Consider the following 13,988-nt stretch of genomic DNA (forward strand, 5'->3'; position numbering starts at 1 on the left):
AGCCTGTGAGCGGTAAGGCTATTATGGTGCAGGGCACCAGCTCGAGCGTTGGCAAGAGCGTGATCGTCACCGCTTTATGTCGCATTTTCCGCCAGGACGGTTGGAAAGTAGCGCCCTTCAAGTCGCAGAACATGTCCTCATATTCGTACGTCGCGCCTGATGGGCTGGAAATGGCGCGGGCGCAGGCGCTTCAGGCCGAGGCGGGCGGAATTCAAGTGGAAGCGGTTATGAACCCGATACTCCTCAAGCCCGGCGCCGACCACGTCGCCCAGGTGGTGCTGCTCGGCCGGCCCGTGGGGCACTTAGGTGCTGGGGAGTATCGGGATCGCTACGTTCCCACCGTCCTGCCGGCGATTGAGGAAGCCCTGCGCAACCTCCTCGAGCGCTTTGACATAGTCGTCATCGAGGGAGCCGGCAGCCCGGCGGAAGTCAACCTCAAAGATCGGGACATCGCTAACATGAAGGTAGCGGAATTGGCAAACGCGCCGGTGCTTTTAGTGGGCGACATCGACCGGGGCGGGATGTTCGCCTCCTTGGTTGGTACCCTCGAACTTCTGGAGCCGGTGGAGAGGGAGCGGGTGGCGGGTTTCATCGTCAACAAGTTCCGGGGCGACATCGGCCTTTTACAACCTGGCCTAGCGTACCTGGAAAAACGCACGGGCAAGCCCGTTCTTGGCGTGCTGCCTTTCTTTACCGAGCGTCTTGTGGAGGAGGAAGATACGGCGTCGCCCGCAAACGGCCTCCGACAGGCCGAAGGGGCCTTCCCCTCTCTCGAGGTTGCCGGCCTCGGCCAAAGCCCGGAACGGGAACGGAGGTACGACCGTTTAGCCGCGCTGGTACGGCAGAACCTCAACGTGGCTTACTGTTACCAGCTGTTGGGCCTGGCGCCACCAGCACCATGACGAGCCGGTTCGTGTTCTTCGACCTGGATGGCACCCTCTACGATTTTCCTGCCTGTGCTGAGGAGGCCCTCACGGAAACCTTGACCCAGGCTTCCCGGGAGTTCGACCTTTCCCCGGAGGCCATTCCGCTCGTATCTTTGCTGCAACTCGATAGCGGAGGTGAAACGTGCGATGCTGGCTCGGGCCAGGGCCCCCGGAACCTGCGGTGAGCTGGTGCAGGGCTCCATTGCCGGGGTTGATTTTCTGGTGACCTGCCCGGTGGACCTCTGGTCCTCCGTGGAAGTTTTCTTGTCTGCGGCAAGCGCAGGCGAATCTACCTGGAATGATGGTTACCACCGCAAAACTGCTTTGGCCGTGCGGCAAACGCTGGGCTACCTCGGGTACACCGGGCCGCTGCCGCGTCTCCGGGTTTCTTCGTCCATCCCCCGGGGAAAAGGCATGGCCAGCAGCACGGCCGACATCGCCGCCGCCTGCGTGGCCACAGCTCGCGCCCTGAAGCAGGAGATCGGTCCCGCCGAGGTGGCCTCCATCGCCCTAGCGATCGAGCCCAGCGACGGGCTGATGTACCCAGGCATCGCGCTTTTCGATCACCGCCGGGGCAGGCTGTGCCGGGTCTTGGGCAACCCGCCGCCCATGGACGTGATCATCGTCGATCCAGGCGGTACCGTCGACACCATCGCCTTCAACCACTGCCCCGAGTTGGCCGAACTGAACCGTCGTAAAGAACCTGAGGTGCGTGAGGCCCTGCGGCTGGTTGAGGAAGGTCTTGCCCGCGGTGATCCGGAAGCCATCGGCGCCGGCGCCACTTTGAGCGCCAGAGCTAACCAAAACATTTTGGAGAAGCCAATGCTGGAAAAGGTTATTCGCCTCGGCCAGGAGCTAAGGGCGGTCGGCGTAGCCGTTGCCCACAGCGGCACGGTGCTGGGCATTCTCTTCGACCAGCGCAGGCGGCCGGATGAAGACGCTGCGCGTTATATTGGTGCTAAGTTGGGGTTTCCTACCCTTTACACCACGATTATCGGTGGTGGGGTGCGCTAGATAAAGCGGGAGGAGGTAAAACATGATGAGACTAACTCTTGAGGAGACCAGAAAAAAGATCGGTCATCTGGACGAGAAGGCGATGGCCGCCGCTCAGAGGCGCCTGGACAGTTTAACCAAGCCCAAGGGAAGCTTGGGGGTGCTGGAAGACCTGGTAGTGCGCCTGGCAGGGATCACCGGTACAGCTCTGCCCGAAGTTAAAGATAAGGCCGTAATAGTTATGGCCGGAGATCACGGGGTGACGGCAGAAGGAGTGAGTGCCTACCCCAGCTCAGTAACCGCGCAGATGGTACAAAACTTCGTAAACGGAGGCGCAGCCATCAACGTGCTGGCCCGGCATGTAGGCGCGCGGGTCGTGGTGGTTGATGTCGGCGTGGCCTCTGACCTGGATTCTGCCGGGGTGATTTGCCGGAAGGTGCGGCGTGGAACCGGCAACATAGCTACGGGGCCGGCCATGACCCGGGAAGAAGCCGTCATCGCCCTGGAACACGGGATTGAGGTGGCGGCACAGGAGATCGCTAAAGGGGTTAATCTCATCGCTACCGGGGACATGGGGATTGGCAACACCACCCCCAGCAGTGCCATCCTGGCCGCCTTCAGTGGTTTCCCGGTGGCCAAGCTGATTGGCCGCGGTACCGGGATCGACGATGAACGGCTCCGCCTCAAGGTGGCGGCAGTTGCGAAGGCCCTGAAGGTGAACCAGCCTGATCCCCGCGATGCATTTTCCGTCTTACATAAGGTGGGCGGTTTCGAGATCGCCGGCCTGGCAGGAGTGATTTTGAGCTGTGCCGCGCACAGGGTGCCCGTGGTCATTGACGGTTTCATCTCCAGCGCAGCGGCCCTTGTTGCCGGCAAACTTGAGCCGAAAGCCTGCGACTTTATGATCGCATCGCACCTTTCGGAAGAGCCGGGCCACAAGTACATGCTCGAGCTGCTGGATCTTAAGCCCATACTGCAGATGCGAATGCGGCTGGGCGAGGGTACCGGCGCCGTCCTGGCCATGAACCTCGTGGAGACCGCCTGCAAGCTTCTGCGCGAGATGGCCACCTTTGCCTCCGCCGGCGTGGCTGAAGCCCCCTAATTGTGGCGAGTTAAGTATGTCAACAAGATAGGAGATGAAATAGCTTGTCGATTAAAGATTTGCCTTTCTTCTGTTCCTGGAGCGGTGGCAAAGATGCCTGCCTGGCCCTGTATCGCGCCCTGCGGGCCGGCGGCAAACCTGGCCTCCTGCTCACCATGCTGGCGGAAACGGGCACCGAGACGCGGGCCCACGGCCTGCCCCGCGAGGTGATCCAAAAACAAGCGCTCGCTCTCGGCATTCCACTTGTTACCCGGTCGGCGACGTGGGGCGATTATGAGCAGGTATTCCTCTCCGCCCTTACCCAGTTCAAGCAAGAAGGAATCCAAGCCGGAGTTTTCGGAGACATCGACCTTCAGGAGCACCGCGCTTGGGTCGAGAAGGTCTGTGCCTCTGCCGGCCTGCGCTCCTTTCTGCCCCTTTGGCAGGCTACCCGCTACGAACTGTTGCGCGAGTTCATAGAGGCCGGTTTCCAGGCTACAATCATCTCGGTCCGCGAGGGAGTTTTAGACAAGAGTTTCCTGGGGAAAACCCTGGATTGGCAGGTCATTGCCGAACTGCAAGAGCAAGGAATAGACCCATCCGGAGAACAGGGCGAATACCACACCGTCGTCACCGCCGGCCCTATCTTCTCCTTCCCCATTAGGCTTGCCCTGAAACAACAAATCCCCCGCGACGGACACTGGCAGCAAGAGGTCGCCGTATTGGAATGAGAAAAAGCCGCGCACCTTGCGCAGCTACTATGTGTGCGCCCGGCATGGGCGTTAACCGGGTGGTGAAAGTCCACTGCAGGCGAGGCAGCACGAGTCTGCTAGCCAAGGGCAAGGGTGTCCGTCGCGAGGCGGAATCTGAAGGAAGCCGGCGGCAAACCTCCGGCCCGCGGACCACAAACCCCAGGCGAGGCTAGTGGCAAGCACCTTTTTCGGCTCGAAGAGCTCTTCGTCGCGGAAGTCCCGGTGGGCGACGATCATGACCACCTTCCTGCCGGCCAGGCTCCCCGCAAACAGCGGTGCATTTTTCTGAGCGTGCCCGCAGCTGGCCGCCAGCGCCGCCGCCAGCACGGCGCAGGCCAGCAACATCGAAACCTGGCTGGACAGGATGCTCGGCGGTGGGGGTGTCTAGCCTCTGCCTATGCTTACAGCGGCCGGGTGGACGCGGCCTTTCGGGGGACTTCGCTTCGAGAAAAATCTTCGTAACATGGGTGAAGAAGGAGGAATTTTAAATGCTATGGCGTATATATCCCCGTATATTACCTGTATATTACCTGGCATGAAGCTAGGTGTTTAGTTATCAAACTTAACTTGGTTACATAAAAAGGATCTAAGTAAGGTTTAATGAGAACCATGGAGGTTCTGCGGAAGCGTGGAGCTTTTTCCATGGTTTTTTATTTTGCTAGCTGGCAATTTATTGGGGGGAAGAGATTATGTACAGGATTACCGCTATTGTATGGCACAGTCATGCCACAACGCTGCGTAAGGCAGCAACAAAGGTAGCGGGACAACTTGCAGTTAAGGTATATTCCGCCCGCAATTTGCAGGAAGGCAAGGAAGACCTGGACAATGCCCGTGCAGATCTGGTAAGTGCAGATCTTGCCTTTTTGTACCGTTCTACGGGCGAGACAATCTGGGATGAGCTGGAAGGGACTGTGCGCGAGCTTCACCGGCCGGTGGTCTGCGTGGCCCACGACCCGGCTCTGTGGACCCTTTCTACCGTACCGGCAGAGGTGGTGGCCAGGTGCTACTCCTACATAGTGCAGGGCGGGGAGGAGAACTTTGCCCGCATGCTCCGCTACGTGGCGGCGGTAGCCCTTGGCGCACCCTTTGCAGTGGAAGAACCCCTGGTTTACCCCTGGGAAGGGATTTACCATCCGGACGCCCCTGCCCACTTCACCACGGTAGAAGATTACCTGAATTGGTACAGGCGAGAGGTTCCGCTGGTCGGGCTTCTTTTTGCCCGCAACCAGTGGGTAAACAAGACCCTGGCTGTAGAGGACGCCCTCATCCGGGCGCTGGAAGCGAGGGGCCTCGGCGTTATCCCGGCCTTCTGTTATTCCCTTAAGGACGAGGGACTGGGTACTAAGGGAGCAGGCGAAGTAGTCCGGGATTTTTTCCTGGGGGTGGACGGCAGGCCGCGGATCGTGGCCATGGTGAAGCTGCTTTCATTCTTTCTGACGGCCCGGGCACAGACGGATGACTTTCTCCGGGAGGGAGTAGCCGCCTCCGGCGTCGAGCTCTTGAAACAACTTGGGGTGCTGGTTTTCCAGCCCGCCGTTTCCTTCTACAAAACGGTAGAGGAGTGGGCGGCTGACCCCCAGGGGTTGGGGCAGGACATCGCCTGGTCGGTTGCCCTGCCGGAGTTCGAAGGGGTTATCGAGCCGGTCTTCTTAGGCGCCTGCCGCAGGGAAGGGGATCTAGAAATCAGGCAGCCAGTACCGGAACGCGTGGAGCGCATCGCCGGCCGGGTGGCCAACTGGGTGCGCTTGCAGCAAAAGCCGGTGAGCGAGCGGCGGGTGGCCTTTATCCTGCACAACAACCCCTGCGCTTCCGTAGAGGCCGCGGTGGGCAGCGGGGCACACCTGGACACCCTGGAAAGCGTGGCCCGCATCTTGAAACAGATGCACGAGGCAGGTTATGCTGTCGAGTTTCCAGCCAGCGGGAAAGAGCTTATCGACACCATAATGGAGCGCAAGGCCATCTCGGAGTTCCGCTGGACTACTTCCGACGAAATTGTTTCTAAAGGCGGGGCGTTGAAGCTGATGCCGGTGGAAGAGTACCGGCAATGGTTCGATACCCTTTCTTCCCGGGTTAAGGAGAGGCTGACCGAGGCCTGGGGAAACCCACCGGGGGAGGCCAAAAACGGTATCCCAGCAGCCATGGTTTACCACGGTCAGATCGTCATTACCGGTGTGCAATACGGCAATGCGGTGGTCTGCGTCCAACCCAAGCGTGGGTGTGCCGGGGCACGCTGCGACGGGCAGGTTTGCAAGATCCTGCACGACCCGGACGTCCCACCCCCGCACCAGTATCTAGCTACATACCGCTGGCTGGAGCGGGAATTCGGCGCGGACGTGATTGTGCACGTGGGCACCCATGGGAACCTGGAGTTCTTGCCCGGCAAAGGCGTGGGCCTCTCCGGGGAATGTTATCCCGACCTGGCCATTGGCACCTTACCTCACCTATATATCTATAACGCCGACAACCCACCTGAGGGTACCATTGCCAAGCGGCGCAGCTACGCCACGCTGGTGGACCACATGCAGACGGTTCTAACCCAGGGCGGTCTCTACAACGAGCTAGCCGAGCTGGACCGTTACCTGGAGGAATACGATAAGGCCCAGATCGCCGACCCCGCCAGGGCGCATACCTTACAACACCTGATTATTGAAGAGATAAAAAAGACCAACCTGGATAAACAGGTTCCCCTCGAGGGAGGGCACGAAAACTTTGACTTGATTGTTGAAAAGGCCCATGCTGTGCTTTCTGTCATTCGCAACACCCAGATCCAGGACGGGCAGCACATCTTTGGCGAGATCCCGAAAGGCGAGCGCCGCGTAGAGTTCCTCAACGCCATCCTGCGGCATGATGCGGGGGAGGACGTTTCCCTCCGGCGGACGGTGGCCAAACTGATGGACCTTGAACTGGCCGAACTCCTTGATAATCAGGAAAGGGTATCCATTAAACACGGCAAGTCCTACGGGGCGCTCCTGGAGAAGGTTGATGCGGTTTCTAAAGCCTTTATCAGCATCTTCCTCCAGGGGCGGGCTGTTACGACGGACGATGCGGCGGCAGCCCTTGGTGAGGCTCTCCTGGCTCCGGAACATCTTAAGGAACTGAACAGTCTCTTGCCCCGGGTACTGGACCTCAATAAACGGGTGGAAGCCTCGGGCGAAATCGAAGCGCTCCTGGACGGCTTTAGCGGCCGCTATATTCCCGCCGGACCGTCCGGGCTTATCACCCGTGGCCGGGATGACGTGTTACCAACCGGGCGCAATTTCTACTCCCTGGACCCCCACCGTGTCCCGACAAGGGCGGCTTGGGAAGTAGGGAAACGCCTGGCAGAAAAGGTGCTAGAGAAACACCTCACTGAAGAGGGGCGCTACCCGGAGAATATTGCCATTTACTGGATGTGTAACGACATCATGTGGGCCGACGGCGAGGGCCTGGGGCAGATGCTTTACCTCTTGGGCTGCCGCCCCAGTTGGCTCCCCAACGGCCGCGTAGGGGGTATCGAGGTTATCCCGCTGAGAGAACTCAAACGCCCGCGCGTCGATCTCACGGTACGCGTCTCGGGAATTACCCGGGATAACTTCCCGAACTGCATCGAACTCTTAGACGAGGCCATCCGGACCGTGGCCGTCCTGGACGAGCCGCCGGAGCAAAACTACGTCCGCAAGCACACCTTAGAGCAGTTGGGCGGGCAGAACGACCCGCAGGCCTGGAGAAACGCGACCTTACGCATCTTCGCCTCCAAGCCGGGCACCTACCAGGCCGGGGTCAACCTGGCCGTTTACGCCTCGGCCTGGAAAGAGGAGAGCGATCTGGCTGACATCTTCGTTTACTGGAACGGCTACGCCTACGGCAAAGGGGTTTACGGTAAGGAAGCCTTCAAGCAGCTCCAGTCAAACCTGAAAACGGTAGACGTTACTTACAACAAAGTGGTCACCGACGAATACGACCTCTTTGGCTGCTGCTGCTACTTCGGCACCCACGGTGGCATGACCGCGGCGGCGCGGGTAGCCTCGGGCAAGGAGGTACGTACTTACTACGGCGATACCAGGGAACCGGAACATGTGGAGGTAAGGACCCTGGCCGACGAAATCCGGCGGGTGGTCAGGACCAAGCTGCTTAACCCCAGGTGGATCGAGGGACAGAAACGACACGGGTACAAGGGGGCCGGCGATATCTCCAAGCGCATCGGGCGGGTATATGGCTGGGAGGCCTCCACCCGTGAGGTAGATGACTGGATCTTTGACGATATTACCAGGACTTTTGTGCTCGAGGAGGAAAACCGCAAGTTTTTTGAGGAACACAACCCGTGGGCCTTGGAGGAAATTGCCCGCCGCCTCCTGGAGGCCCACCAGCGCGGCCTCTGGAATGCGGACCCTGAAGTGCTGGCAGGATTAAAAGAGCACTACCTCGAGATCGAGGGCTGGCTGGAAGAAAAGATGGGCGACGTGAAGGGCGAGTTTCAAGGCGGCGCCATCGACATCCTCACCGCCGAGGAAGTGGTCGACTGGGGCGCCAAAATGCGGGAGATAAAGGCCAAGTTAGGGAGATAAGATGGTAAATAATGGAAGCCTAATAACCTTGAGCAGAATCAGTAAGGAGGTAAGTCGATGAAGAAGGTAATCCTGACAGGCTTAGTTCTCGTTTGCTTTATAGCATCTCTTGCCGCTGGCTGTGCGCCAAAAGAGCAGGCAGCACAGTCAACGCCGAAAACCATTACCGTTATTGACGCGCTGGAGAGGGAGGTGACAATAAAGCAGCCGGTAGAGCGCATTGTCACTCTTGGGGGGTATGACGCCGAAGTTATATGTCTACTCGGAGAAGGAGACAGGATAGTTGGTATTTCTGATTGGATGCCAAAGCAAGACTACTATAAGATAATCCTTCCTCAGCTTGCTGAAAAACCAGTGGTTGGGAGTGGACAAGCACTTAACTACGAAAAAGTGATTGAGCTTAAACCCGATTTAGTCATCTGCTGGCATTATCACGCTGCCCAGATTGATGAGAAGCTGCCTGACTCTATTGCCGTAGTGGCACTTGACCTTTATGACCCCCGCACTTTCGTAGAGGAGATGAAAAAGCTTGCTTATATCCTCGGAAAAGAGAAGGAGGCAGAAAAGTATCTCCGTGATTTCTACGACAAGTATACCAATCTTGTCGAATCTAGGACAAAAGCCTTGTCTGAGAATCAAAGGCCGAGAGTTTACTGGGAGCGCTTAAAACCATACGAGACTTATGGAAGTAAAGCGTATCTTACGTCCCTAATAGCGATGGCTGGGGGAAGAAACATATTCACTGATGCGGAATTTGACCTAACTGTAGTAAGTCCTGAAAAGGTTGTGGAGAAAAATCCGGAGATCATCGTTAGATATACAAGCTCCACTGACCCCGAGGTGGGCTTTGGCACAGATAGACCAGATAAAGCAAAGATGATGAGAGAAGAACTTCTAAGCCGCCCAGAGTTAGCTACGACCGAGGCAGCGAAAAATAAGAGGGTTTACCTGTATGCTATAGAGTTGAATTTAGGTACACTGCAGCCTGTGGGGCTTCTATACGCAGCAAAGATTCTTCAGCCGGATTTGTTCAAGGACATCGACCCCACAGCAGCTCTCCACGAACTTCTCCGGGAATATTTCGGTTCGCAATTTGATCCCACTAAACACGGCGTTCTCGTATATCCGCCATTAAAGTAAGAAAGAAAACAGGAGCGCAAAGAAGCATGGGCTTATTCGCAAGAATAAATGGCGCGCTGCCCGAAGCGAGTTTTACGGCCATCACGGCGGCCTAGGTCAGCCGATTGGGGAGCTATAAAATGCGGGAAAGAAAAATTAGGGGGTAGAAAAATGACTAGGAAGTGGATAGCGTTCGGTCTTATTATCACGCTTGTTATGGCTGTTGCCTTCTTGGGTGGGTGTGGACAGAAACCGACCCCCGCCAAGTCCGGCACGGTTACTATTACCGACTCTACCGGGAAAACGGTGGAGGTGCCTTCGTCCGTTAACCGAGTATTGGTGCTGAACGGAGATGCAGCCGAAGCCATGCGTATCCTCAAGGTTCAAGAGACTATTGTGGGGGTAGGGGATACAGTGCAGCAGAACCCTTACTTGGGTTTGCAGGACAAGCCGGTGGTGGGCAAGTGGAATAACCCCAGCCTGGAAAAGATCGTGGAGCTCAAGCCGCAGGTGGTGATCACCTTCGGCAAGTGGCCCGGATCAGAGCTGGAGCAGAAGTTGGAGCCGACGGGCATCAAGGTGGTGCGGCTGGACTTCTACAAGCCCGAGACCTACGACAGCGACCTGCGCGCCCTGGCCAAGATGTTCGGGAAGGAAGAAGAGGCGGAGAAGTTCATCAAGTGGAAGCAGGAGAAAATGGCCCTGCTGCGCGACAGGCTTAAGGGCCTAACCGAGAAGGATAAGCCGCGCGTCTTTGCCATCTGGGAAAGCGCCCTGGAGAAAGGTGCTTGGAAGACCTACGGCCAGGGCACGGCAACCAACCAGGCCATTGAGATGGGTGGAGGAGCCAACATAGCGGGGGAGCTCAAAGAGTATCCTGAGGTGAGTTCCGAGTGGATCTTGCAAAAGAATCCCCAGGCGATCGCAATAGGGGTTATACAAGATAAAGGATTGGGTTACACGGCCACCGACTTTGCTGGGGCCGAGGCACTGAAAAAGACGGTCCTGCAGAATCCCGTCCTAGGCAAGACCGAAGCGGCCAAGGAGCGGCGCGTCTACCTTCTGAGCACCGAGCTTCTGGGTGGGGACAAAAGTTACCTCGGGGCCCTTTTCCTAGCCAAGTGGTTCTATTCCGATCGCTTCAGCGATGTCAAGCCGGAGCAGATTTTGCAGGGGTACCTCGAAAAGTGGCTCGGCGTGCCCTTCAAGGGTAAGTGGGCTTATCCCGAAAGCTGAAGGAGGTGGGTGTAAGTGAGGTTCTGGCGAAGTGCCTTTCTGCTGGTTCTGATCCTGGCCCTTCTGGGGCTTAGCAGCGGATGCCGGGGGAGCCAGCCGGCAGCGGTAGGGGAGAAGGTACGGAAGATCACCATCACCGACTCTTACGGGCGTCAGGTGGAGGTTTTCTCCGCCCCCAGCCGGATAGTGAGCCTCAATTCTAACGTCACGGAGATGCTCTATGCCTTGGGAGCGGGCGACCAGATAATTGCTGTCTCGGATGACCAGCAGTTTCCTCCGAAGGTGAAGGAAAAAGAGACGGTGGGCCCCGCCTTCACTCCCAGCGCTGAGAAGATCATTGCCCTGCGCCCTGACGTGGCTTTTGCCTACGGCCCTTCCGGGGGTCCGGCGCTTAAGGAAGAGATCGCGGAGCAAATTGGGGCGGCGGGTATTCCTCTGGTTTTCCTCGATCTTTACAAGCCCCAGACCTTCTCTTCCGATCTGCGCACCTTGGCCAAAATTGTGGGCCAGGAAAAGAAGGCGGAAGAGTACCTGACCGTAGTGGACAGGTACCGCCGGCTGCTGGATGAGCGGCTGCAGAAGGTCAAACCGGAGGAAAGGGTAAGAGTGTATCTTGAGGGGCGGACGGGAGATTACGTTACCTATTCCAAGGGGAGCGGCGGAGACGAGCGCATAGCTTTAGCGGGAGGAGCAAACGTGGCTGCCAACGAGCCGGGCAAATACCCCAGGGTGAGCCCCGAGTGGGTGCTAAAAAAGAACCCGGAGGTGGTGATCAAAGAGATCCTGAAGGACAAGGCCCCCATGGGTTACGGCGTCACGGATACGAAGAAGCTCGAAGAAATACGCACGGCAATCATGAAGCGGCCGGGCTGGGACAAGCTGGAGGCGGTCAAGCGAGGACGTGTCTATCTGATCTCTACCGAACTAAGCGGCTCGCCGCGCGACATAGTCCTGCTCTGCTATTACGCCAAGTGGTTCTACCCCGAATTGCTTGCCGATTTGGAGCCGCAAGCCGTTTGCCGAGAGCTCTTGACCAAGTTCTACGGACTGGAACCCAAAGGGGTCTGGGTCTATCCGGAAAAGTGATGAGGGGCGGGCTATGAGTATCCTGGCGGAGCTCGAAGGGTTTTTGGAAAAGGACATAACGGCCATCAAGTCGGTTTACTCGCGGCATACCGGCCGCAAGGCTTTCTTCCTGCTCTCTCTGGTTGGTGTGCTTCTACTAGGGGTGCTTTTTTCGGTGGCCGTGGGAGCCGCCGGGATAAGCATCCGGGACGTGCTGGGAGCCATTCTCTCTCACGTCGGGCTTAAGGTTTTTCCGACGAATGACCTGACCGAGACGGTGGTCTGGCAGCTCCGCCTTCCCCGTATCCTTTTGGCGGTCTTGACCGGGATAAGCTTGGCCGGGGCGGGAGCGGTGATGCAGGGGGTGCTGCGCAACCCTCTGGTTTCTCCTTACACCTTAGGGCTTTCCAGCGGAGCGGCCTTCGGGGCGGCACTGGCCATCGTTTTGGGCACTGGAATTCTGGGCAGCAGTTACCTCGTTCTTTCTAAGTGGTTGATCGTCGGCAACGCCTTCATGTTTGGAGCGCTGACCATGGTTTTGGCTTACCTCTTGGCCACTTTCAAAGGCCTGGCCCCGGAGGTCCTGGTCCTGGGAGGGGTGGCTATTGGCTACCTCTTCCAGGCAGGAGTATCGCTCTTAAAATATATATCCAACCACGAAGCCTTGCGAGAGCTAGTGGTCTGGTTGATGGGCGGATTCTGGGGAGCCAGCTGGGAGGCGGTGACTATTCTTTTCCCCATAGTCCTGCTGGGCATCGGGGGCTTGATCTACTTTGCCTGGGACTTGAACGTGCTGGGTGCGGGAGAAGAAGTAGCAGCCAATTTAGGGGTCAAGATCAGGCGGGTGCGCCTTCTGACCCTGGGCTTCGCCACTTTGGTGGCTTCGGCGGCGGTGGCCTTCACCGGGATCATCGGCTTCATCGGGCTGGTCTCGCCCCACATCTGCCGCATGGTCATCGGCAGCGACAACCGCTTTCTGCTTCCGGCCTCTTGTCTCATGGGAGCAGTGCTGCTCCTCCTTTCGGATACCCTGGCCCGGACCATCATAGCGCCCACCGAACTGCCGGTAGGGATCATCACCGCCTTCATGGGTTCTCCCTTCTTCATCTACTTGCTGATTAAGAAAAGACGCCAGTGGTGGGGGTGAAAGGTAAGGATGCTGGAAAGCAAGCATTTGGTGGCGAAGGTTGCTTTAGGAGTCTTTTTGCTAGCCCTTCTGGTGGCAGGGTGCGGGTCTGGTACCAAAACCAAAGGGGCGGGTCCCCAGAAGATACCGGTAAAGGAGTGCCTGGTCACTGCCAGCGGGCAGGTGGAGGAGCGTGAGGTTTTGGTTCCTTCTCCACCCAACCGGGTAGTGGTTTTGGGGGGTGGTTATGTGGCAGAAATTCTCCAAGCTCTTGGTGTTCAGGATAAGGTGGTGGCGGTTGACGAGCACACCAAGACCAAGGTAGCCTGGCCGGACTACGTAGCTAAACTGCCTAGTGTGGGACCCTCCAACACTCCCAATGTGGAGGAGATCTTGGCCCTAAAGCCAGATCTGGTGGTTGAGGAGTTCCTGGAGCCCAAGGTGAAGGAGCAGCTTCAGGCAGCGGGGATACCTACGTTGAAGATTTACGGCTACAAGACGGAACTTTTGGGGGACGAGATCAGGACGCTGGGGAAAGTTTTTGAAGCTGAAAAGCGAGCTGAGGAGTATGCCAGCTTTATCGAGCAGCAGTGGAATGAGGTTAAGCGGCACGTGGCCGGGTTACCGGATGTGCAGAAGCCCAAGGTTTACTGGGAGTCGAGCTTGGGGAACTGGAAGACGAACGGAAAGGGGTCTGGCGCCCATCCCTTGATCGAGTGGGCCGGAGGGGTGAACGTAGCGGCAGAGCTCGGCACTTCCTATCCTACAGTTACGCCGGAATGGGTGGCAGCTAAAAATCCGGACGTCATTATCAAGTACGCGGGAGCTCCTGCCATGGGCTGGAAAGGTGACAACAAGAAGCTGGAGGAGATCCGCCAGGAAATCATGAATCGGCCGGCGCTGAAGAATACCAACGCGGTAAAGAACGGCCGGATATACCTGATAAGCGATAAGATTACCTGTGCTCCTCGGGGAGCGGCGGGGATATACTACTTGGCCAAATGGCTTCACCCGGAGCTCTTCAAAGATGTGGATCCTGAGGCAGTGTATCGGGATATGCTGGAGCGGCTGTACGGGGAGGAGCTGAAGGGGATCTGGGTATATCCACAGAAGTAGGTGGAGGGGAAATGCGTCTGGAAGTAAAGG

At 57.7% G+C, this 13,988-nt stretch carries 12 protein-coding genes; all 12 read left to right on the forward strand.

The genetic code is table 11. From position 1 onward, the window contains the following. The first annotated feature begins 23 nt into the window (after nt 1–23). The 12 genes from H5U02_06370 (at nt 24) to H5U02_06425 (ending at nt 13,958) form a co-directional block, all read left to right on the forward strand. The gene (locus H5U02_06370) at nt 24–902 is read left to right on the forward strand and encodes a cobyric acid synthase (protein ID MBC7342058.1); all 879 of its coding nucleotides are present in this window, start codon (nt 24–26) and stop codon (nt 900–902) included. After that, nucleotides 899–1,111, forward strand: a complete 213-nt coding sequence (locus H5U02_06375; protein MBC7342059.1) for a hypothetical protein — start codon at nt 899–901, stop codon at nt 1,109–1,111. The genes H5U02_06370 and H5U02_06375 overlap by 4 nt, the downstream gene beginning before the upstream one ends. After that, a complete protein-coding gene (locus H5U02_06380; protein MBC7342060.1) occupies nt 1,074–1,940 on the forward strand; it encodes a GHMP kinase in 867 nt (288 codons plus the stop codon). The genes H5U02_06375 and H5U02_06380 overlap by 38 nt, the downstream gene beginning before the upstream one ends. Before the next feature lie 25 nt (nt 1,941–1,965). Beyond that, complete coding sequence (cobT, locus tag H5U02_06385; protein MBC7342061.1) at nt 1,966–3,021, forward strand: nicotinate-nucleotide--dimethylbenzimidazole phosphoribosyltransferase; 1,056 nt, start codon at nt 1,966–1,968, stop codon at nt 3,019–3,021. Nucleotides 3,022–3,065: 44 nt separating this feature from the next. Then, the gene (locus tag H5U02_06390) at nt 3,066–3,731 is read left to right on the forward strand and encodes a diphthine--ammonia ligase (GenBank protein MBC7342062.1); all 666 of its coding nucleotides are present in this window, start codon (nt 3,066–3,068) and stop codon (nt 3,729–3,731) included. A 114-nt stretch (nt 3,732–3,845) separates the two neighbouring features. Beyond that, nucleotides 3,846–4,214, forward strand: coding sequence for a hypothetical protein (locus H5U02_06395; GenBank protein ID MBC7342063.1), 369 nt, complete (start codon nt 3,846–3,848; stop codon nt 4,212–4,214). 227 nt (nt 4,215–4,441) lie between these two features. Beyond that, on the forward strand, nt 4,442–8,296 hold the full coding sequence (gene cobN / locus H5U02_06400; GenBank protein MBC7342064.1) for a cobaltochelatase subunit CobN: 3,855 nt from the start codon (nt 4,442–4,444) through the stop codon (nt 8,294–8,296). A 57-nt stretch (nt 8,297–8,353) separates the two neighbouring features. After that, a complete protein-coding gene (locus H5U02_06405; GenBank protein ID MBC7342065.1) occupies nt 8,354–9,436 on the forward strand; it encodes an ABC transporter substrate-binding protein in 1,083 nt (360 codons plus the stop codon). Between the two features lie 150 nt (nt 9,437–9,586). Next, nucleotides 9,587–10,651 (forward strand): ABC transporter substrate-binding protein, encoded by a 1,065-nt coding sequence (locus tag H5U02_06410; protein MBC7342066.1) that lies wholly within the window; start codon nt 9,587–9,589, stop codon nt 10,649–10,651. A gap of 15 nt (nt 10,652–10,666) precedes the next feature. Then, nucleotides 10,667–11,737, forward strand: a complete 1,071-nt coding sequence (locus H5U02_06415) for an ABC transporter substrate-binding protein (protein ID MBC7342067.1) — start codon at nt 10,667–10,669, stop codon at nt 11,735–11,737. A 13-nt stretch (nt 11,738–11,750) separates the two neighbouring features. Further along, nucleotides 11,751–12,863, forward strand: coding sequence for an iron ABC transporter permease (locus H5U02_06420; protein ID MBC7342068.1), 1,113 nt, complete (start codon nt 11,751–11,753; stop codon nt 12,861–12,863). Nucleotides 12,864–12,872: 9 nt separating this feature from the next. After that, a complete protein-coding gene (locus tag H5U02_06425) occupies nt 12,873–13,958 on the forward strand; it encodes an ABC transporter substrate-binding protein (GenBank protein ID MBC7342069.1) in 1,086 nt (361 codons plus the stop codon). The last annotated feature ends 30 nt before the right edge of the window (nt 13,959–13,988 follow it).

The organism is Clostridia bacterium, assembly GCA_014360065.1.
GTDB lineage: Bacteria > Bacillota > DSM-521 > Neomoorellales > JACIYF01 > JACIYF01.

Coding starts and splice junctions, on each gene's coding strand:
- H5U02_06405 (MBC7342065.1), top strand. CDS start 8,354: ATGAAGAAGGTAATCCTGACAGGCTTAGTTCTCGTTTGCTTTATAGCA.
- cobT (MBC7342061.1), top strand. CDS start 1,966: ATGAGACTAACTCTTGAGGAGACCAGAAAAAAGATCGGTCATCTGGAC.
- H5U02_06420 (MBC7342068.1), top strand. CDS start 11,751: ATGAGTATCCTGGCGGAGCTCGAAGGGTTTTTGGAAAAGGACATAACG.
- H5U02_06370 (MBC7342058.1), top strand. CDS start 24: ATGGTGCAGGGCACCAGCTCGAGCGTTGGCAAGAGCGTGATCGTCACC.
- H5U02_06375 (MBC7342059.1), top strand. CDS start 899: ATGACGAGCCGGTTCGTGTTCTTCGACCTGGATGGCACCCTCTACGAT.
- cobN (MBC7342064.1), top strand. CDS start 4,442: ATGTACAGGATTACCGCTATTGTATGGCACAGTCATGCCACAACGCTG.
- H5U02_06425 (MBC7342069.1), top strand. CDS start 12,873: ATGCTGGAAAGCAAGCATTTGGTGGCGAAGGTTGCTTTAGGAGTCTTT.
- H5U02_06380 (MBC7342060.1), top strand. CDS start 1,074: ATGCTGGCTCGGGCCAGGGCCCCCGGAACCTGCGGTGAGCTGGTGCAG.
- H5U02_06410 (MBC7342066.1), top strand. CDS start 9,587: ATGACTAGGAAGTGGATAGCGTTCGGTCTTATTATCACGCTTGTTATG.